Origin of the sequence: Arenimonas maotaiensis (assembly GCF_014638745.1) — a bacterium.
Classification (GTDB): Bacteria; Pseudomonadota; Gammaproteobacteria; order Xanthomonadales; family Xanthomonadaceae; genus Arenimonas; species Arenimonas maotaiensis.
Window position 1 is genome coordinate 98,359 of sequence record NZ_BMFO01000002.1, and the last position, 20,688, is coordinate 119,046.

General features: G+C 68.2%; 17 protein-coding genes. 5 read left to right on the forward strand and 12 right to left on the reverse strand.

Annotated features, from left to right (window positions below):
• Nucleotides 1–2: 2 nt before the first annotated feature.
• From IEV56_RS04475 to IEV56_RS04520, 10 genes are all read right to left on the reverse strand, one after another.
• Nucleotides 3–803 carry a hypothetical protein gene (locus tag IEV56_RS04475; protein ID WP_188448216.1) on the reverse strand — a complete coding sequence of 267 codons (801 nt, stop codon included), beginning with the start codon at nt 801–803 and terminating at the stop codon, nt 3–5.
• Between the two features lie 111 nt (nt 804–914).
• Nucleotides 915–1,955, reverse strand: a complete 1,041-nt coding sequence (locus IEV56_RS04480) for a phosphotransferase family protein (RefSeq protein ID WP_229730182.1) — start codon at nt 1,953–1,955, stop codon at nt 915–917.
• The gene (locus IEV56_RS04485) at nt 1,952–3,130 is read right to left on the reverse strand and encodes an acyl-CoA dehydrogenase family protein (protein ID WP_188448219.1); all 1,179 of its coding nucleotides are present in this window, start codon (nt 3,128–3,130) and stop codon (nt 1,952–1,954) included. The genes IEV56_RS04480 and IEV56_RS04485 overlap by 4 nt, the downstream gene beginning before the upstream one ends.
• Nucleotides 3,127–3,426 (reverse strand): ssr3402 family protein, encoded by a 300-nt coding sequence (locus IEV56_RS04490; protein ID WP_188448222.1) that lies wholly within the window; start codon nt 3,424–3,426, stop codon nt 3,127–3,129. Before IEV56_RS04490 ends, IEV56_RS04485 begins: the two co-directional genes overlap by 4 nt.
• 71 nt (nt 3,427–3,497) lie before the next feature.
• Nucleotides 3,498–4,037: a DUF1415 domain-containing protein gene (locus tag IEV56_RS04495; RefSeq protein WP_188448224.1), complete on the reverse strand. Its 540-nt coding sequence runs from the start codon at nt 4,035–4,037 to the stop codon at nt 3,498–3,500.
• Nucleotides 4,034–5,200 (reverse strand): GGDEF domain-containing protein, encoded by a 1,167-nt coding sequence (locus tag IEV56_RS04500; RefSeq protein ID WP_188448226.1) that lies wholly within the window; start codon nt 5,198–5,200, stop codon nt 4,034–4,036. The genes IEV56_RS04495 and IEV56_RS04500 overlap by 4 nt, the downstream gene beginning before the upstream one ends.
• A 155-nt stretch (nt 5,201–5,355) precedes the next feature.
• A complete protein-coding gene (locus tag IEV56_RS04505) occupies nt 5,356–5,694 on the reverse strand; it encodes a hypothetical protein (protein WP_188448228.1) in 339 nt (112 codons plus the stop codon).
• 65 nt (nt 5,695–5,759) lie between these two features.
• The gene (locus tag IEV56_RS04510) at nt 5,760–8,960 is read right to left on the reverse strand and encodes an amidohydrolase family protein (protein WP_188448230.1); all 3,201 of its coding nucleotides are present in this window, start codon (nt 8,958–8,960) and stop codon (nt 5,760–5,762) included.
• A 10-nt stretch (nt 8,961–8,970) separates the two neighbouring features.
• The gene (locus IEV56_RS04515; protein WP_188448232.1) at nt 8,971–10,224 is read right to left on the reverse strand and encodes an amidohydrolase family protein; all 1,254 of its coding nucleotides are present in this window, start codon (nt 10,222–10,224) and stop codon (nt 8,971–8,973) included.
• On the reverse strand, nt 10,221–11,594 hold the full coding sequence (locus tag IEV56_RS04520) for an amidohydrolase (RefSeq protein ID WP_188448234.1): 1,374 nt from the start codon (nt 11,592–11,594) through the stop codon (nt 10,221–10,223). The genes IEV56_RS04515 and IEV56_RS04520 overlap by 4 nt, the downstream gene beginning before the upstream one ends.
• Before the next feature lie 125 nt (nt 11,595–11,719).
• On the opposite strand from IEV56_RS04520, the gene IEV56_RS04525 reads away from it, so the two are divergent.
• On the forward strand, nt 11,720–12,493 hold the full coding sequence (locus tag IEV56_RS04525) for an AMP nucleosidase (RefSeq protein WP_188448236.1): 774 nt from the start codon (nt 11,720–11,722) through the stop codon (nt 12,491–12,493).
• A 77-nt stretch (nt 12,494–12,570) separates the two neighbouring features.
• Here the strand turns inward: IEV56_RS04525 and IEV56_RS04530 are convergent, their stop codons facing one another.
• Entirely contained in the window at nt 12,571–12,906 is a 336-nt protein-coding gene (locus IEV56_RS04530; protein WP_188448238.1) for a hypothetical protein, read from the reverse strand.
• 28 nt (nt 12,907–12,934) lie between these two features.
• Nucleotides 12,935–13,543 (reverse strand): SGNH/GDSL hydrolase family protein, encoded by a 609-nt coding sequence (locus IEV56_RS04535; RefSeq protein WP_188448240.1) that lies wholly within the window; start codon nt 13,541–13,543, stop codon nt 12,935–12,937.
• Nucleotides 13,544–13,573: 30 nt separating this feature from the next.
• Between IEV56_RS04535 and IEV56_RS04540 the strand changes: the two genes are divergently transcribed.
• The 4 genes from IEV56_RS04540 (at nt 13,574) to aceE (ending at nt 20,683) form a co-directional block, all read left to right on the forward strand.
• The gene (locus tag IEV56_RS04540) at nt 13,574–14,503 is read left to right on the forward strand and encodes an NAD(P)H-hydrate dehydratase (protein WP_188448242.1); all 930 of its coding nucleotides are present in this window, start codon (nt 13,574–13,576) and stop codon (nt 14,501–14,503) included.
• On the forward strand, nt 14,500–15,570 hold the full coding sequence (rsgA, locus tag IEV56_RS04545) for a ribosome small subunit-dependent GTPase A (RefSeq protein ID WP_188448244.1): 1,071 nt from the start codon (nt 14,500–14,502) through the stop codon (nt 15,568–15,570). Before IEV56_RS04540 ends, rsgA begins: the two co-directional genes overlap by 4 nt.
• Before the next feature lie 85 nt (nt 15,571–15,655).
• The gene (locus tag IEV56_RS04550; RefSeq protein WP_188448246.1) at nt 15,656–17,935 is read left to right on the forward strand and encodes an NADP-dependent malic enzyme; all 2,280 of its coding nucleotides are present in this window, start codon (nt 15,656–15,658) and stop codon (nt 17,933–17,935) included.
• A gap of 66 nt (nt 17,936–18,001) precedes the next feature.
• Complete coding sequence (aceE, locus tag IEV56_RS04555) at nt 18,002–20,683, forward strand: pyruvate dehydrogenase (acetyl-transferring), homodimeric type (protein ID WP_188448248.1); 2,682 nt, start codon at nt 18,002–18,004, stop codon at nt 20,681–20,683.
• The last annotated feature ends 5 nt before the right edge of the window (nt 20,684–20,688 follow it).

A 20,688-nucleotide genomic window follows, 5' to 3' on the forward strand; every position in this document is an offset into this window, starting at 1 on the left:
GTTCAGCCCTGCCGCTTGCGGCGGCGGGCGCTGACCATCTGATGGTAGAAGTCGCGCAGGATCAACGCGCCGGCCAACACCAGCAACACGGTGAACACGCGCTCGGGCGCGATGCCGATGCCGAGTTTTTTCAGCAGTGGCCGCAACAGGTCGGCACCGAGCCGCTCGATCTGCGCGAAGCCGGGGGCGACGTATTTGTCGGCCAACTCGCCGGGAATGGCGCCGGCTTGGCTCGGCGCTTGCGGCCCGAACAGAATCCACAGTCCGGCTAGCACCAGCACGACGACCACGGCGCCGGCCAACAGCCCGGCTTTGCTTTTGCGTGCCGGCGCTGGCGCAGGCTCCATCGCCGGCTCGGGCATCGCGTGCGGCGCTGAAACGGCCGCCGTCGGCGTGACGCCGGCGTTTTCGGCTGTCCCGCCGTGGCCGGCCTTGAGTTGCGCCAACGCCGAGATCAATTCCTCGTTCTGGCGCTGCCGTTCGGCGCGCTCGGCGGCCATCAGCCGGCTCAGTTCCGCGCTACCGGCGTCCCGGCCGCCTTGGCGGCGGTCGGTCAGGTGTTTCTCGGGATCCTCCGGATCCACGCTTTCGAACATCCACAGGCAGACCAGCGCGATCGGAAAGCCGAGCAGGATCGCCACCACCACCAGACGGATGGCCCAGTTCGGGATATCGAAGTACGGGAAGACCTGCGTGGCGACCTGCACCACCACCCAGCCGGCCACCACATACATCACGCCGCCGCGGTAAATCTGCCGGCGCTTGAGTTCGCTGAAGAAACTCGGCTTGACCATCGTATCCATCCCCCGGGAATACGGAAGCATGAGGGCACGGACGTGCGGTACCGGCTTCCTGCGGCCCATACATTAGATAGTGTGACGGATTTCACGTCAAGCCGTGGCGCCGCTTTTGCGTCAGCCGTTCAGTGCCTCAAGGCCCAAAGCCGCCAACAGATCGACCATCCGGCCGGCCTGTTCGGCCTGCGCGCTGGAGGCGTTGCCCTGCTCGACGCGCTTGGCCACGCCCTGCGCGATGGCGGCCAGGCGGAAGAAGCTGAAGGCCAGCACGAACGGCCAGTCCTCCGGCGGCGCGCGGCCGCTGAGCTCGCCGTAGCGCGCCAACAGCGCCGGCTCGTCGGGAATGCCGAGTGCGGTGCGGTCGACGCCGGCCAGACCCGGCAGGGCCGGATTGCGCGGCAGACGCAACGCCATGCAGAAATAGCCGAGGTCGGCGAGCGGATGCCCGAGCGTGGACAGTTCCCAATCCACCACCGCCAGCACCCGGGAAAGATCCGGCGCGAACAGCAGGTTATCGATGCGGAAATCGCCGTGCACCAGGGCGCTGACGCCGTCATCGACCGGGCAGCGCTGCGGCAGCCGCGCGATCAGCGCGTCCATGGCCGGAATCGCACGGGTTTCCGAGGCCCGGTATTGCTCGCTCCAGCGCGCGGTCTGGCGCGCGAAATAATTGCCGGGCTTGCCGAAATCGGCCAAGCCGACCGCTTCGGGATCGACGGCATGGATGGCGGCCAAGGTCCGCAGCGCGGCGTCGTAGGCCGCCGTGCGCTCGGCCGGCGTGCGTTCCGGCAGGGCCGGATCCCAGTTCACGATGCCGTCCACGTACGCCATCACATAGAACATCGAGCCGATGACGGATTCGTCCGCGCACAGATGCAGGGGTTCGGCCACCGGCACGCTGCCGCCATGCAGCGCCTGCAGCACGCGGAATTCGCGGTCCACCGCATGTGCCGAACCGAGCAGCTTGCCGGGCGGCTTACGGCGCAGCACGTAGTCGCCGCTGGCGGCTTGCAGACGGTAGGTGGGATTGCTCTGGCCGCCTTTGAATTTGCGCGAGACCAGCGGGCCGCGGAAGCCGGACAGATGACGCGACAGGTAATCGGCCAAGGCCTCGTCGGGCAGTTCGAACACCGTCATCGGACCGGTCGCGGCGCTCATTTCAGCATACCGCGCGCCAGCGCGGCGATATGCACTTCGTCCGGGCCGTCGGCCAGACGCAGACAGCGCGCGCCGGCCCAGGCCGGCGCCAGGAACGGATCTTGCAGGCCTTCGGCGCCGTACAGCTGCACCGCGCGGTCGATCACCGCCAGCGCCATGCGCGGCGCCACAATCTTGATCATGCCGATTTCGTCCTTGGCGCCCTTGTTGCCGAGCGCGTCGAGTTTGGCGGCGGCGTCCAACGTCAGCAGCCGCGCCTGTTCGATCTCGCAGCGCGACAGCGCGACCATCTCCTGCGCCATGCCCTGCGCCGCCAAGGGTTTGCCGAACGCGACGCGGGTCTTGGCGCGCTCGACCATCAGCTCCAGCGCGCGCTGCGCCAAGCCGATCAGCCGCATGCAATGGTGGATGCGGCCCGGCCCGAGCCGGGCCTGCGCCAGCGCGAAGCCGGCGCCTTCAGCGCCGATGCGGTTGGCGGCCGGCACGCGCACGCCGTCGAACGCCAACTCCATGTGGCCGCCGGGCGCGTCGTCGAAACCGAAGGCCTGCAGCGCGCGCGTCACGCGCACGCCGGGCGTGTCCATCGGCACCAGCACCATCGAATGCCGGGCGTGCCGCTCGGCGCCGGGGTCGGTGACGCCCATCACGATCAGGATCCGGCAACGCGGGTCGCCGGCGCCGGTGATCCACCACTTGCGTCCGTCGAGCACATAGTCGTCGCCGTCACGCGCGATGCGCAGCGCGATGTTGGTCGCGTCCGAGGACGCCACCTCCGGTTCGGTCATCGCGAACGCGGAGCGGATCTCGCCGCGCAGCAGCGGTTCCAGCCAGCGCGCTTTCTGCGCGTCATCGCCGAAGTGCGCCAGCAGTTCCATGTTGCCGGTGTCGGGCGCATTGCAGTTGAATACCTCCGGCGCCCACAGCACGCGGCCCATCTGCTCGGCCAGCGGCGCATACGCGCGGTTGGTCAGCCCGGTACCGTGTTTCGCATCGGGCAGGAACAGGTTCCACAGCCCGGCCGCACGGGCTTCGGCTTTCAGCCGTTCGATGGCCGGGCACGGCGTCCAGCGCGTGGCCGGATCGGCTTGCCAGGCGGCGACCTCGGCTTCGGCCGGCAATACCCGCTCGCGCATGAACGCGGTCAGCGCCTGCAGCAACGCGTCGGCCGCGCTCATTCGTCGTAGTCCACCGGGCAGGTGGCCGAATCGAACGCCAGCGGATCGGCGGGGCCGACCCAGCCGGTCGGCTTCGGCGAGGTCTCGCGTACGAAACGGGCGATGCAGTCGCGTCCGAAGCGCACCGTGTAGGTGTCGAGGTCGATGGCGTTCAATCCGGCCTCGACCCGCGGGTGCGTCTGGATGAATTCGAGCATGACCTCGAGGTCGCGCCGGTTCTGGTACTGCGGCGGCAAGGCCGCGGAGGCCGGTAGCGTGGCCAGCAGCAGGCCGGCGGTCAGGGCGGTTTTCAGCATCAGGCGGCTCCGGTGGCAAAGCACCACTATAGAGCCAATCGCGGCCGCCGGCCAAGCCGCGGCGCCGTCGCTCAGCGGCGGAGCGCCTCCAGCAACGCCTGCCAGTGCGCCGCGCCCAGCGTGCGCGCCTTGGCGATGTTGTTCTCCGGAATCGCATCCACGTCCGGATAGGCGTCGATCGCCGCGCTCAAGCTATCCTCGCGCAGCAGGTGCCACATCGGGTAAGGGCTTCGGTTGGTGTAGTTGGCGGCGTCATCCGAGTCGGCATCCGCGAAGCGGTACTCGGGATGGAAGCTGGCCACTTGATACACGCCTTCATAGCCGTGTTCGGCCAACAGGTCTTCGGCCATCGCCGTCAGGTCGAGGTAATCCTCGAAGTCGTCGGCGCCGGCCGCCAGGATGAGCAGCGCGGTCTCGGTGCCGGCATCGGCGTCGAGGTGCCGGCATTCGGCCAGCAGGGCGGCGAGCAGGGTTTCGGCATCGCCTTCGGCCACGGCATAACGCACGGCCTTGCGGCGCAGCTCGCGTTTGGCGAACGGGCAGAAGTTGTGGCCGACCACCACGGTTTCGATCCAGTCCGCGGTGGCCGCGGTCAGGGCATCGCGGTTCATGCGTCTTCCAGGCAGACGCGGTTGCGTCCGCTGGCCTTGGCGCGTTTCAGGGCGGCGGCCGCGCGCTCGAAGACGTCGGCCAGGTCCAGGTCGCTGTGCTTGGCGACCGCCACGCCGATGCTGACCGACAGCGTGACCGGATTGCCCCCGGCCGTGAACGGCATCGCGTTCACGGCGTTACGCAGGCGTTCGGCCGCCGTGCGCGCACCGTCCAGGCAGGTCTGCGGCGTCATCACCAGGAACTCGCCGCCGCCGGTGCGCGCGACCAGGTCGATTTCGCGCGCGGTGTAGCGCAGGCGCTGCGCCAGCTCCGACAGCATGCGGTCGCCGGTGCTGCGGCCATGGCGTTGGTTTAGGTCGCCGAAGTGGTCGATGTCGACACGCAGCAGGCCGAACTCCGCGCCGCCGCGCTGCAGCCGTTGCCATTCGACCGGCAGCAGGCAGTCGATGCGGCGGCGGTTGGCCAGTCCGGTCAGCTCATCCTGATGCGACTCCTCGCGTATCCGGCAGACCAGACGGTAGACCAGCAGTGCGAACAGGCTGAGGTTGAACGCCGCGGCGCCGGCGATATCGGCGATGGCGGGCGCCAGGCCGACGACAGCGGCTTCGGCCGGCCAGGCCACAGCCGATGCCTGCGCGGCCAACAGGCCCACGAACAGGACGGCGAACAACAAGGGCACCGCGGCCAACAGGGCCGCCACCGGATGTTCGTAGGTCGACCGCAGTTCGCGCCAGAGCATCAGGCCGGCGCGCGCCAGCACCCACGTCGCCGCCGCGTACAGCAACGCGTTGCGCCAACGGTCGCTCATGGCTTCCGGCCCGAGGACGGCCAAGGCGATGCCCGCCCCCAACAGGATCGCCAGATGTTCGCGATCGGCCGGCGGCAGGCGCAGAAAGCGTTCCATGCCGCGCCGCAAGGCCACGAAAGCGGCCAACAGCAACAGGTCGCTGCCGACGTCCGGCAGCCAGGCGCGCGTTTCGCCGCGCAGGGCGATGGCGCACACCGCGCCGGTACATAAGGCCATGGCGGCGCCCCAGTGTCCGGTGGCCGGCCGTTCCTCGCGTGCGAAAGCCGCGCACAGCCACCATCCGGCGGCATACAGGGCGAACTGTACGGCCACCAGCCAAGCCAGCGTCGGCTGTTCGTAAGACAAAGGAATCATGCGGTCGGACGGATCACGCGGCGAGCCTCGGGGCGGTCGATTCTGTGAACCAATTCACACTTGAATGGTTGTGTCCCTATTAAACGCTCCGAATACGCCCGGGTCAATAAGAAAAAGTCTTGGTTTTCCGACTAACCGATTGTTTCTTATGGCGTTCAGCGGACATCGCGCAGTTGCCAGTGCGCGCCGGCCAGTAGCCGCATCCGGTGCTTGAACGCGCTGCCGTTGATGCGGGTGTCGGCGACCAGTTCGATGGCGAGGTCTTTCTGCGCGCCGCTGACCGTGGCCGCGGCATCGACCGCCAACAGGGCCGGATCGACGTGTTCGGCGGCATCCTCATCGAGCGTCGCCAACCAAGCCTGGCTGTAGGCGCGGTCGGCCAAGGCATACCGAAGCTGTTCGGCCAAGGCTTCCGCGCCGTGTGCGGAAAAGCTTAGCGCGGCCAGTTCGCCGCGCGCGCGTTCGGGATCGGGCAGGGTGATGTAGAACTTCATCGCGGCCTCCAAAAAGGAAAGCGCCGTTGCCGGCGCCTTCCAGTGTAGCAAACCGCGGTCCGGGCTCAGTCGCCCTGGGCTTCCATGGTCGGTCCGTATTCCTGGCCGACGCTGACGCCGCTCAGCTCGCGGAAGTGGAACACCGGCGCCGGGCGCTGCTGGCCGCCGATTTCGGCCATGGTGGCGGCGTCGAACAGGCGGCCGTTCACCATCACATAGGCGGTATCGATGGTGTTCTCGATCTTCTCCAGCGGATTGGAGTGGGTGATCACCAGGTCGGCGCGCTTGCCGACTTCGATCGAGCCCAGTTCCGAACCGAAGCCGAGGTAATCGGCGCCGTCGATGGTGGCCGCGCGCAGCGCCTCCCACGGCGAGAAGCCGCCCTGCACCAGCGACCAGATCTCCCAGTTCGGCGACAGGCCCTGCATCTGGCCGTGGCCGCCGACCTGGATCTTGATGCCGGCGTCGCGCAGGCGCTTGGCCTGCTTGGCCACTTCCACGTGGTAGTAGTCCCAGTCGGGGCCGGTCTCGCGCCGGATCGAGCGCGCGTCCAGCGCCTCGCGCGGGAAGAAGCGCAGGAAGCGTTCGTTCTCCCAGATGTTCATCCGGCTGTACCACCAGTACTCGGCGTTCAGGCCGCCGTAGTTGACCACCAGCGTCGGCGTGTTGCGCACGTCGGTGGCCTTCCAGGTCTCGACCACGTCCTTGTACAGCGGCGCGACCGGGATGTTGTGCTCCACGCCGGTGACGCCGTCCAGGATCATGGTCATGTTGTGGTTGAAGGTCGAACCGCCTTCCTCGACCACCAGGATGCCCTGCTCGCGCGCGGCCTGGTTGATCTGCTGGCGCTGGTCGCGGCGCGGCTGGTTGTAGCTCTTGACGCTGAACGCGCCCACCGCCTTCATCCGCGCGATGGTGTTGCGGGCGTCCTCCAGCGAGTTGATCACCGCCTTGAAGTCGCCGTCGGCGCCGTACAGGATGGTGCCGGTCGACATCACGCGCGGACCGACCAGTTTGCCGGCCTTCTGCAGTTCGGCCTGCGCGAACACCGTCTCCGAGGTCGCCGACGGATCGTGCATGGTGGTGACGCCGAACGCCAGGTTGGCGTAGTAGGCCCAGTTGCGCTGCGGGATCACGCCGGAACCGAAGTGCGCGGCGTGCGCATGCGCGTCGACGAGGCCCGGGAACAAGGTCTTGCCGCGGGCGTCGATGACGCGCGCGCCGGCCGGCACGGTCACGTCGGTGCCGACCGCGGCGATCTTGCCGTCCTTCACCAGCACGGTGCCGTTCTCGATCACTTCCTGCGCCTTGCCGGCGTCGCGCATGGTGATTACGCGCGCGCCGGTGAACGCCACGGTCTCGCCCGGGCGGTCGCTGGGCACATTGAATGCCATCGAGGTGCTGCGGTTGGCGGCGCCGGGCACGATGTCGCGGCTGACGTAGGTGTTGCCCAGCATCCAGTGCACGGTGTCGGCGTCGGACCAGTGCAGGAACGGACCGGCGCTGGTGCTGAGCGCGGTCACCGGCACGGCCTTGGTGTCCTTGCTCAGTTCGATGCTGCCGCCGTAGGCCGGCAGCGGCGCGACATAGGCGTTGTGCAGCTCGTTGAACGCGACGTGCTTGCCGTCCGGGCTGAGTTCGACGTTGTCGGCGTACTTCAGGCTCATCAACTCGCGCTTGGCTTCGCCGTGCAGGCCGATGCGGTACACCTTCTTCGACAGGCCGCCGCCGTCCATGAACAGCAGCTGCTTCGAGTCCGGGGTGAACTGCGGCGCGTAGCCGTCGGCCACCTTCAGCGGCGACCACGAGGCGGCGGAGGTCACGTAGATGCCGGTGTCGGACGAGTTCAGGCTGCCGGTCAGCGCGCCGCCGCCGGATTTCACGAAGGTCAGCTGCTTGCCGTCCGGCGAATAGCGCGGGCCGTAGTAGAAGCCCGACTCGGTGCTCAGCGTCTTGACCGCGCCGCTGGCCAGGTCGATCTCGCGGATGCTGCCCTGGGCGGTGTCGTTCCAGGTGGTGAACAGCAGTTTGCGGCCGTCGCGGCTGAAGCTCGGCTGGTATTCGAAGGCGTCCTGCTCGCCGGTCAGGCGGGTCACGGCGCCATCCGGCAGGCTGCGTTTCCACAGCTGGCCGACGGCATGGAACACCACGGTGCGGCCGTCCGGCGAAGTCGCCACGTCACGCAGCATCTTCGGCGTGAAGCTGTCGCCTTCCAGTTTCTGTTCGAAGCGGATCGGCATCGCCAGCTTCTGCTCGACTTCGGCGCGGAACGGGATCTGCGCCGGCTTGCCGCTGGCCATGTCCACGCGCCAGAGCTTGCCCTGCGCCCAGATCACCACCGATTGCGAATCCGGCGTCCAGTCGAAGTTGGCGTACGGTCCGAAGATGGCCCAGGCCTCCTGCATGTCGTGCGACAGGCCGTCCCAGACCGGGGTGACCTTGCCGGTCTTCAGGTCGAGCACGTGCAGCACGCTCTTGTCGCGTACGCGCTTGACGAAGGCCAGACGCTTGCCGTCCGGCGAGGGCTGCGGCCGGATGGCGCCGCCCGGAGTGTTCACCAAGGTGTCGATTTCGCCGGTCTCGCGGTCCAGGCGCTTGATCGCGTAGATCACGCCGTGCACGTTGCGGTTGTATTCGAAGGCGCCGCCGGGGCTGACGTCCTCGGAGTAGTACACATAACGGCCGTCGGGGCTCACCGCCGGTTCGCCCAGGTCCTGCTGGTCGTTCTTGCGCTTGGTCAGCTGCAGGCCGTCGCCGCCGTTGCGGTGCGTCATCCACAGCTCGCCGGCGCCCAGCGAGCGGCCGGAGGTGAAGTGCTTGCGGCCGATCAGGTACTGGCCGTCCGGGGTCCAGGCCGGGTTGTTGAACAGTCGGAAGCTTTCCTTGGTGACCTGCTTGGCGTTGCCGCCGTCGACGCCCATGCGCCACAGGTTGTTGCCGCCGCCGCGGTCGGAGGTGAACGCGATCTCGCGGCCATCCGGCGAGAAGCGCGGCTGCACGTCCCAGGCCGGACCGCTGCTGATGCGGCGGGCATCGCCGCCGGCGATCGGCAGCAGGTAGATGTCGCCCATCATCGAGAACGCGACGGTCTTGCCGTCGGGGCTGACGTCCAGGTCGAGCCAGGTGCCTTCCTCGGTGTTGAAGCGGACGGTCTTGGTCTTGCCCTGTCCGGTCGCGACATCCCAGGCGGGCTTGTCGGCGGCGGCGGCGGAGCCCAGCAACAGGGCGGTGCAGAGCAGGGCGAGCGGTTTATGGCGCAGGTTCATCGGGGTTCCTTCAGGGTTGGTAGGCGCGCGGCAGGTCGCCGGCGGGCGCCAGGTAGCGGTCGCGGAGTCGGGTCTGGCGCGAGACCAGCGGCGTGGCCTTGCCGGCCAGCCACATGGCTTCGGCGGTCGAGCTCACCTCCAGCGGGTCGCCGGTCCACAGCACCAGGTCGGCGGTCTTGCCGACTTCGATGCTGCCGACGCGGTCGGACACGCCCAGGGCGCGTGCCGGCACCGAGGTCAGGCCGGCCAGACCGGCTTCCCACGGCAGGCCGTTGGCCACCGCGTTGCCGGCGATCTGGCGCAGCTTGCGGGCGCTGTGCGAGGCGTCGTTGCCGTTGATGAAGCTGACCGCCACGCCGGCGCGGTGCAGGCGCGCGGCGTTCTCTTCGCTGGCGGCGATCTGCTCGAAGCTGGCCGGCAGGTTGTCCAGCGCGTCGAGGAACACCGGCACCTTGGCGGCGGCCAGTTCGTCGGCCAGCAGCCAGGCTTCGCTACCGCCGACGATGGCGATGCGGATGCCGGCCTTGCGCGCCATGCGCAGGGATTCGCGGATGTCGGCTTCGCGGTTCACGAACACCAGGAACCGGCTGTTCAGCGCCGCGGAGTTCAGCGCGTTGCGGCCGGCGGCGGTCAGCAGGCGCTCGTCGCCCGGCACCGGCAGCTTGGCTTCGGCGAAGGCCTGCTCCAGCAGCATGAACTGCGCGGCGCGGGTGGCGCCGCTCTGGCGCAGCTTGCCGCTGCCGATGCTGATGAACGGCGTCCGGCGCAGCGGCTCATGGCCGCCGTCCAGGCGCATCACGCCGCCCTGGCCCGGCAGCAGGCTGCCGTTGGTGGCCACGGCGCTGAAGCTCATGCCGCCCACGCGCGCGACCGGAATCAGGGTCGAGCGCGGATTGAAGGCGCGGGTAGCGTCGAACTCGGGGCGCAGCGTTTCGATCAGGCCCGAATCGCCGGTCTTCAGCTCCAGGTTGGCGTCCACGGTGGTGTCTTCGGCGCTGATCTCCTCCAGGCCGATGTCGTTGACGCCGGCGAACAGGCCCGGCGTCAGCGGCTTGCCGCCGGCGTCGAAGCTGGCGGTGCCGGCCGGCGCCGTCAGGTTGCGGCCGACGGCGGCGATCTTGCCGTTCTGCACCAGCACGTCGGCGCCCTTCAGCGTGCCCTGCGCGGCCGCGGTGTGTACGGTGGCGTTGCGGATCAGCAGGTTCTGCGCGTGGGCGGAGAAGGCGACGGCCATCAGGCCGAGGAATGCGATGCGGCGGTTCATGGTTGGGCCTCCTGTCCGATGATGAAGTCCGCTTTCGGCTGCCGCGCGCGGTCGTCGCGGTCGAACAGCAGGGCGCCGTCGATGTAGACCTTCTCGGCCTTGGCGTAGGTCGAGAACGGATTGCCGCTCCAGACCACCACATCGGCCATCTTGCCCGGCGCCAGGGTGCCGGTCCTGTCTTCGATGCGCAGCGATTTCGCGGCGTTGTAGGTCAGCCAGCGGATCGCGTGTTCGGGCGCGATCTCGATGCCGGCGCGCTTGGCGGCGGCCATGGCCTTGGCGGCTTCCTGGTTCAGGCGCTGGATGCCTTCCGAGGAATCCGAATGCACGATGGCGCAGCCGCCCGGCGCGCGGTCGACGATGGCGATGTTCTCCTCGATGCCGTCGAAGGCCTCGAGCTTGAAGCCCCACCAGTCGGCCCACAGCGAGCCGCAGATGTTCTCGCGCGCCAGCACCTCGGCCAGCTTGTAGGCCTCCACGGCATGATGGAAGGAGCCGATCTTGAAGCCGAACTCGCGTGACAGGTCGATCATCTGGGCCATCTCGTCGGCGCGGTAGCAGTGGATGTTGACGGTGATATCGCCGCTGAGCACGCCGGCCAGGGTTTCGTTCTGCAGGTCGCGGCGCGGGGCGTCGCCTTTGCCGGCGCGGTAGGCGTCCATCTGCTTGCGGTAGCCCTCGGCGGCGATGAAGGCTTCGCGGTAACCGGCCATGTTACCCATGCGGGTGGCCGGGCCGCGGTTGCTGTAGACCCGTTTCGGGTTCTCGCCGCAGGCCATCTTGACGCCGTAGGGCGCTTCGGGGAATTTCATGCCCTGCACGCTGACCGAGGGTACGTTCTTCAGGATCACGCTGCGGCCGCCGATCAGGTTGGCCGAGCCGGGCAGGATCTGCAGGCTGGTCACGCCGCCGGCCATGGCTTTCGAGAAGCCGGCGTCCTGCGGCCAGACCGAGTGTTCGGCCCAGACTTCGGCGGTGTTCGGGTTGGTCATCTCGTTGCCGTCGCCGGTGGAAGCGATGCCCGGGCTCGGATACACGCCCAGGTGCGAGTGGGTGTCGATGATGCCGGGGGTGACCCATTTGCCGCGCGCGTCCAGCACGCGGGCGTCGGCCGGCGCTTCCAGGTTCGGGCCGACGGCCACGATCTTGCCGTCGCGCATCAGCACGTCGGCGCCGTCGAGGCGCTCGCCGGTGCCGGTCAGCACGGTGGCGCCGCGCAGCAGCACAGGACCGTACGGGACGGGCTTGTAGGTGCTGGCATAGGTTTCCGGCGCGGCCGGCGGCGGGGCGGGGTTGCGGTCTTTTTTGGCCTGCAACGGGGCGCTGGCCAAGGCGGCGGCGAGGGCCAGGTAAAGCGGTATGTGTCTCATGGGTTCCTCCGGTGGAACCGATACCCTATAGCAGAAGTCCGGCGCTGCCAATACCGGAGCGGATCCGGCCGCACATTTCGCCGCAATCGACGACGCATGTCACAATATGCGGAAAGGAGACCTGCATGAAAGACAAGCAAGACATCGTCAGCAACTGGCTGCCGCGCTACACCGGCCTTCCGCTCGAGGCCTTCGGCGAACACATCCTGCTGACCAACTTCGGCGGCTACCTCGACACCTTCGCCCGCCTGACCGGCGCCGAGGTGGTGGGCCGCGACAAGCCGATGCCGAGCGCGACCCACGACGGCATCACCATGATCAATTTCGGCATGGGTTCGGCCAACGCCGCCACCATGATGGACCTGCTCAGCGCGCTGCCGCCGAAGGCCGTGCTGTTCCTGGGCAAGTGCGGCGGGCTGAAGAAGAAGAACCAGCTCGGCGACCTGATCCTGCCGATCGCCGCCATCCGCGGCGAGGGCACCTCGAACGACTACCTGTTGCCGGAAGTGCCGGCGCTGCCGGCGTTCGCCATGCAGCGCGTGATCTCGACCATGATCCGCGACCTGGACCACGACTACTGGACCGGCACCGTGTACACCACCAACCGCCGGGTCTGGGAGCACGACGAGGACTTCAAGGCCTACCTGCGCAAACTGCGCTGCATGGCCATCGACATGGAGACCGCGACCATCTTCGCCGCCGGCTTCGCCAACTCCATCCCCTGCGGCGCGCTGCTGCTGGTCTCCGACCAGCCGATGATCCCGGAAGGCGTCAAGACCGAGGCTTCGGACCGCAAGGTCACCGAGAACTTCGTCGAATCGCACATCACCATCGGCATCGAGGCGCTGAAGCTGATTCGCCGCCACGGCAAGTCGGTCAAGCACCTGCGCTTCGATTGAGCAAAGCGCCCTTCGACGGGTTCAGAGAGCGGTAGGAATGCGACGGTCGTCGAGCCTGTCGAAACGACCGGCCGGATTCAGAAAATGAAGTTGATATAGGTGACTTCGGCCGCTTTGCCGTCCTGCGCGCGCACGCGGCATTCCAAGGTCTGCTTGGCTTCGTCGCGCAGGCCCGGATTCACCGTGATCGGGCCGCGCAGGTCCCACTGGTCGTCGACCCGTTTTGCGCTTTGGGTCAGGGCGGTACCGTCGATCTGGTAGGTCTTCTCGCCCAGGCGCGTCTTGGCTTCGGCCTCGCAGGCGGCGGCCGCGCGTTGCTGCGGCGTATCGTTGCCGCCGACGTTGACGCTGCCGCTACAGGCGGTAAGCGCCACACAGGCGGCGGTGAGCAATGCTGTATTGATGGCATTCATGGCGGCAAGACCCTCTTTCCACGCGTAGTCACAATCTACCGAACTTTCCAGTGCAAAGTAAAGCCTCGGCCCACAGCCGATGCATGGCCGCGGAAGGATGCAGGCCGTCGGCGGCGTGCATGGCCGGATCGCGGCTATGCGCGCGGGTCAGGCCGGTGATGTCGAGGAAGGCGACGGCGTGGCGGTCGCAGACGTCGCGGGCGACGGCGTTGAAGGCGTCGATCTCGCCTGCGAGCGCCGTCAGGTCGCGGCCGCTGGCGGCGCCGAACGGGGTCTGTCCCCAGTCGGGGATGGACAGCACCTGCACGTGGTCGGCGCGCCCGCCGGCCAAGCCGATGGCGGTCTCCAGCAAGGCATCGAACTGTCCGCGGTATTCGGCCACGGGCCGGCCGCGGTACTGGTTGTTGACGCCGACCATCAGGGTCACCAGGTCCCATTGGCCGAGCGGCATCTGCCGCGCGATCTCGACCGCCAGCTCATCGGCGGTCCAGCCGGTCTGCGCAATCACCCGCACCGGCCGTTCGATGGCGTGACCGGCCGCGGTCATCGCCGCCGCCCACTGTTCCACCCAGCGATCGTCCGCCGCCACGGATTCGCCGATGGTATAGGAGTCGCCAAGCGCGAGCAGGCGGTGCATAGTCTGTCCCGGAACGGTGGTGGTGCGCCGATGATAGACCGATTCCGCACCGATTGCCGTTACCATAGCGGCATGGATGCCCCGTTTCCGCCCTTGCCGCAGGATTTGCTTGCCGCCGCCCACCGGCTGTTGGCGCGCGCACCGGATTGCCATAAGTACGATTTCGGCCGCGTGCTGGTGATCGGCGGCAGTCGGTCGATGGCGGGCGCGCCGGCCCTAGCCGGCATGGCCGTGCTGCGCGGCGCCGCCGGGGTGGTCGAGATCGCTGTGCCGCAGGCCATCGCGCCGGTGGTGGCGGGGTTCGACCCGGCGCTGATCGTGCACGGTTTGCCCGAAGATGGCGGCGGCCATTTCGGCGCCGAAGCCCTCGACGGCCTGTTGGCTCTGGCGCAGAAAGCCGATGTGGTGGTGTGCGGGCCGGGCATGGGCCGCGGACCGGCGCTGGCCGATCTGGTCGAGCGGTTGTGGCAGAGCTTCCCGCGTCTGCTGCTATTGGATGCCGACGGACTGAACGCGTTGGCCGGCCTGCCGCGCGAACGCCTGCGCGCGCCGGCCGGCAGCCGGATGCTGACGCCGCATGCTGGTGAAATGCAGCGCCTGCTCGGCAGCGTCTGTAGCGAGCGCGCCGCGCTCGAAGCCGAAGCCACCGCCTATGCCGCCGAGTTGGATGCGGTGCTGGTGCTGAAAGGCCATCGCACGCTGGTCACCGACGGCGTGCGCAACCAACACAACGCCAGCGGCGGGCCCGGCTTGGCCACCGCCGGCACCGGCGACGTGCTGTCCGGCTTGATCGGCGCCTTGGCGGCGCAGGGCCTGACGCCGTTCGAGGCCGCGCGCTTGGGCGCCTGGTTGCATGGCGTGGCCGGCGAACTGGCTTGCGAGGCGCTGACCGCGCCCGGCATGACCGCCGGCGACGTGCTGGACGCCCTGCCGATGGCTTGGAAGGCGCTGGCGGAATGAGTGAGGCGTCGGTCGATTTCGCCGCCATCGGTTGGCCGCCGCAGGCCTCGATAGCCGAGGCGCTGGCGCCCTGGCCGGGCGCGCGGCTGGCGCGAGTCGTGGCCCAACACCGCAGCGGTTACGAGCTGGCGCAGTATCCCGGGCACAGTTTCCGTGCCCAGGCGCCAGCCGGTTGGCTGCGGCCGCGCGCCGACCCGGAAGCGCGTGCCGTGGTCGGCGACTGGGTGGCGCTGGATGCCGCCGGCAAGCAGATCCTGGCGGTACTGCCGCGCCACGCCCTGCTCAAGCGCGCCGCCGCCGGCGAACACTACCAGCAACAGCTGATCGCGGCCAACATCGACCACGTACTGCTGGTCAGCGGCATGGACGCCGACTTCAACGCCAAGCGCATCGAGCGCTACCTGCTGTTGATCGCGGCTTCGGGCGCGCGCCCGGTGCTGGTGCTGAGCAAGCTCGACAAATGCGGCGATCCGGCGCAGTACACCGGCCAGCTGGCGGCTTTGGCCGACAGCGGCATTCCGGTATACGCCCTGAACGCCAAGGATCCGGCCCAGGTCGCGGTGTTGCATCCGTACCTGTCGCCGGGCAAGTCGGCGGTGCTGGTCGGTTCCTCCGGCGCCGGCAAGTCCACACTCACCAACACCCTGCTCGGCGTGGAGAAGATGAAGACCCAAGGCGTGCGCGAGGCCGACGCCAAGGGCCGACACACCACCACGCATCGGGCGTTGATCGCGTTGCCGCAGGGCGGCTGCCTGATCGACACGCCCGGCATGCGCGAACTCAAGCTCAGCGGCGATGAGCGCTTCGACGAAGGCCTGTTCGCCGAACTGGACGAACTGGCCGGACAGTGCCGGTTCAGCGACTGCAGCCACGGCAACGAGCCCGGTTGCGCGGTGCAGGCGGCCATCGGCGAAGGCCGGCTGACCCTGGAGCGCTACCAGCACTACTGCAAGCTCAAGGATGAACGCGATTCGGCGGCGCAGACCCTGGCCGAGCGGCGGACCCAGGACAAGGCGCTGAGCGCCAAGGTCAAGCGCCACGTGAAGGACAAATACGGCCGCCGCTAGCCGTTGGGCCGGGTTAAGCCCCCGCCCCCGGCATTGGGTACAATAGAGCGTTGGCACTAATCGCGCCCGATTCCCGGAAAACCCCATGTCAGACGAAGATTTCAAGCAAGCGGCACTCGAATACCACCGGATGGCGCCGCACGGCAAGATCAAGGTCAGCGCCACCAAGCCGATGGTCACCCAACGCGACCTGGCCCTGGCCTATTCGCCCGGCGTGGCGCACGCCTGCGAGGCCATCGTCGCCGATCCCGCCCAAGCCAGCACGCTGACCGCGCGCGGCAACCTGGTCGCGGTCATCAGCAACGGCACCGCCGTGCTCGGTCTGGGCAACATCGGGCCGCTGGCCGGCAAGCCGGTGATGGAAGGCAAGGGCGTGCTGTTCCAGAAGTTCGCTGGCATCGACGTGTTCGACATCGAGCTGGACGAGAACGACCCCGACAAGCTGGTCGACATCATCGCCAGCATGGAGCCGACCTTCGGCGGCATCAATCTGGAGGACATCAAGGCCCCGGAATGCTTCGAGGTCGAGCGCAAGCTGCGCGAGCGCATGAAGATCCCGGTGTTCCACGACGACCAGCACGGCACCGCCATCATCGTCGGTGCCGCGGTCATCAACGCCCTGCACGTGGCCGGCAAGAACATCGAGGACGTCAAGCTCGCCACTAGCGGCGCCGGTGCCGCCGGCATCGCCTGCCTCGACATGCTGGTCTCGCTCGGCCTGAAGCCGGAGAACATCCTGGCCATCGACCGCGACGGCGTGCTGTACGAAGGCCGCGACGGTCTGGACGCCGACAAGGCGCGCTACGCACGGCCGACCGACAAGCGCACGCTGGCCGAGATCGTGGCCGGCGCCGACATCTTCCTCGGCCTGTCGGCCGGCGGCGTGCTCAAGCCGGAGATGGTCGCCACCATGGCCGAGCGTCCGATCATCTTCGCCTTGGCCAATCCGTATCCGGAGATCCTGCCGGACGCCGCCAAGGCGGTGCGTCCGGACGCCATCATCGGCACCGGCCGCTCGGATTACCCGAACCAGATCAACAACGCGCTGTGCTTCCCGTACATCTTCCGCGGCGCGCTCGACGTCGGCGCGACCTGCATAAACGAGGACATGAAGCGCGCCTGCGTGTACGCCATCGCCGAACTGGCGCGCAAGGAAGCCTCCGACCTGGGCGCGGCCTACAGCGGCGAGACCCCGAAATTCGGCTGCGATTACCTGATTCCGCGTCCGTTCGACCCGCGCCTGCTGATCTCGCTGGCGCCGGCGGTGGCGCAGGCGGCCATGCTGTCCGGCGTGGCCACCCGGCCGATCGCCGACATCCACGCCTACCGCGAGCAGCTGTCGCAGTTCGTGTACCGCACCGGCCTGCTGATGCGGCCGATGTTCGAGCGCGCGCGCGCCGACCTGAAGCGCGTGGTGTACGCCGAGGGCGAGGAGGAGACCGTGCTGCAGGCGGTGCAGACCGTGGTCGACGAAGGCCTGGCGCGCCCGATCCTGGTCGGCCGCAAGTCGGTGATCGAACGCCGGATCGAGAAGCTCGGCCTGCGCCTGAAGGCCGGCGACGATTTCGAACTGACCAACATCGACGACGACCCCCGCTTCAACGACTACTGGCAGCACTACCTGCAGATCATGGCGCGCCGCGGCGTCAGCCCGCCGGCGGCCAAGGCCATCGTGCGTTCGCGCGGCACCGTGGTGGCGGCGCTGATGGTCAAGCGCGGCGAGGCCGACGCCATGCTGTGCGGCATCGTCGGCAAGTACAACGGCAAGCTCAAGCACGTGATCGACATCATCGGCATCGACCCGCAGGTCAGCGCGGTCTCGGCCATGTCGGTGGTGATCAGCGACAAGGGCCCGCTGTTCTTCACCGACACCCATGTGCAGAACGACCCGGACGCGCGCCAGATCGCCGAGGCCACGCTGCAGGCGGCGTTCCGCATGCGCCTGTTCGGCATCACGCCGAAGGTGGCGCTGGTCTGCCATTCCAACTTCGGTTCGTCCGACTCGGCCAGCGCGCGCAAGATGCGCGAGGCGCTGGGCATGATCCTGGAGCGTTCGCCGCGGCTCGAGGTCGAGGGCGAGATGCACGTCGACGCCGCCCTGCGGCCGGAGATCCGCGAGCGCCTGTTCCCGGATTCGCGCCTGACCGGCGCCGCCAACCTGCTGGTGATGCCCGACCTGGACGCCGCCAACACCGCCTACAACCTGACCCGGGTGATGACCGACGGCATCGGCATCGGCCCGGTGCTGATGGGCATGGCCAAGTCGGCGCACGTGCTGACGCCGTCGGCGACCGTGCGCCGGGTGGTCAACATGACCGCCATCGCCGCCGTCGACGCCCAGATCCGCGAGCAACGCGGCGCCTGAAGCGCCGCGCCGGCGACCGCAAACACACGCAACACATAACTACAGAACGATAAACGGAATGACATCATGACTTGGATCAACGACGTGCTGCAGAACGACCCCGACCCGAACGAGACCCGCGAATGGCTGGAATCGTTGAAAGCGGTGCTGGACCATGACGGCGCCGAGCGCGCGCACGTGCTGCTGGAGCGCATGGTCGAGCTGACCCGGCGCGCCGGCGGCAACCTGCCGTTCCACCCGACCACGCAGTACATCAACACCATCCCGGCCGAGAACGAGCCGCCGATGGACGGCGACCCGGCGATGGAGTGGCGCATCCGCTCGATCATCCGCTGGAACGCGATGGCGATGGTGGTGCGCGCCAACCGCAAGCCGGGCGAGCTCGGCGGCCACATCGCCAGCTTCGCCTCCAGCGCCACCCTGTACGACGTCGGCTTCAACTATTTCTGGCGCGCGCCGAGCGACAGCCATCCCGGCGACCTGCTGTACATCCAGGGCCACAGTTCGCCGGGCGTGTACGCGCGCGCCTTCCTGGAGGGCCGCATCCGCGAGGACCAGCTCGACAACTTCCGCATGGAGGTCGACGGCCGCGGCGTGTCGTCCTATCCGCATCCCTGGCTGATGCCGGACTTCTGGCAGACGCCGACGGTGTCGATGGGTCTGGGCCCGATCAGCGCCATCTACCAGGCGCGTTTCTGGAAATACCTGGAAGGCCGTGGCCTGATGCCGAAGACCGACCGCAAGGTCTGGTGTTTCCTGGGCGACGGCGAGACCGACGAGCCGGAAAGCCTGGGCGCCATCGCCCTGGCCGGCCGTGAAGGCCTCGACAACCTGGTGTTCGTGATCAACTGCAACCTGCAGCGCCTGGACGGACCGGTGCGCGGCAACGGCAAGATCATCCAGGAGCTGGAAGGCAGCTTCCGCGGCGCCGGCTGGAACGTGCTGAAGGTGATCTGGGGCAGCTACTGGGACCCGCTGCTGGCGCGCGACCACGGCGGCCAGCTGAAGCAGATCATGATGCAGACCGTGGACGGCGAGTACCAGAACTGCAAGGCCTTCGGCGGCGCCTACACCCGCGAGCATTTCTTCGGCAAGACGCCGGAGACCGCCGAGCTGGTGTCCAAGCTCAGCGACCAGGACATCTGGCGCCTGAACCGCGGCGGCCATGATCCGCACAAGGTGCATGCGGCCTATTCGGCGGCGATGGCGCACAAGGGCCAGCCGACCGTGATCCTGGCCAAGACCGTGAAAGGCTACGGCATGGGTTCGGCCGGCGAATCGCTGAACCCGACGCACCAGACCAAGAAGCTCGATACCGAATCGGTCAAGACCTTCCGCGACCGCTTCCAGATCCCGGTCAGCGACGCGCAGATCGAGAACCTCGACTTCTATCACCCCGGCGAGGACTCCCCGGAAGTGCAGTACCTGAAGTCGCGCCGCCAGGCGCTGGGCGGCTATCTGCCGCAGCGCCGGCAGAAGTCCGACCTCAGCCTGGAGGTGCCGGCGCTGGACGCCTTCGAACGCCTGCTGAAGGATTCCGGCGAGCGCGAGATCTCGACCACCATGGCCTTCGTGCAGACGCTGAACATCATCCTGCGCGACAAGCAGGTCGGTCCGCGCGTGGTGCCGATCGTGGCCGACGAGGCGCGCACCTTCGGCATGGAAGGCCTGTTCCGCCAGATCGGCATCTACGCGCCGTTCGGCCAGAAGTACAAGCCGGTCGACGCCGACCAGCTGATGTACTACCGCGAGGACACCGCCGGCCAGGTGCTGGAGGAAGGCATCACCGAGGCCGGCGCGTTCTCCAGCTGGCTGGCCGCCGCCACCAGCTACTCGACCAACAACCAGCCGATGCTGCCGTTCTACATCTTCTATTCGATGTTCGGCTTCCAGCGCATCGGCGACTCGGCCTGGCAGGCCGCCGACATGCGCGCGCGCGGCTTCCTGCTCGGCGCCACCGCCGGCCGCACCACGCTCAACGGCGAAGGCCTGCAGCACGAGGACGGCCATTCGCAACTGCTGGCCGGCGTCATCCCGAACTGCCGCTCGTACGACCCGAGCTTCGGCTACGAGGTGACCGTGATCGTGCAGGAAGGCATGCAGCGGATGATGCGGGAGCAGCGCGACGAGTACTACTACCTGACGCTGATGAACGAGAACTATCCGATGCCGGCGATGCCCGAAGGCAGCCGCGACGGCATCCTGAAGGGCATGTACCTGTTCAAGGACGCCGGCAAGCCGAAGAAGGGCGAGCTGCGCGTGCAGCTGATGGGCTCCGGCACCATCCTGCGCGAGGCCATCGCCGCCGCCGAGCTGCTCGACCGCGATTTCGGCGTGTCGGCCGACATCTGGTCCTGCCCGAGCTTCAACGAGCTGCGCCGCGACGGCTTCGACGTCGAGCGCTGGAACCGCCTGCATCCGGAAAGCGAACCGCGCGTGCCGCACGTGACGCAGTGTCTGAAGGTCCGCCAGGGCCCGGCCATCGCCGCCACCGACTACGTGCGCGCGTTCGCCGACCAGATCCGCGCCTTCGTGCCGATGCACTACACCGTGCTCGGCACCGACGGTTTCGGCCGCTCCGACACCCGCAGCAACCTGCGCCGGTTCTTCGAGGTCGACCGCTACTACATCGCGCACGCCGCCATCGCGGCGCTCGCGGCCGAAGGCAAGATGAGCGCCAAGGACGTGGCGCGCGCCATCAAGACCTACAACATCGATCCCGAGAAAGCCAATCCGGTCGGGGTTTGACCCGC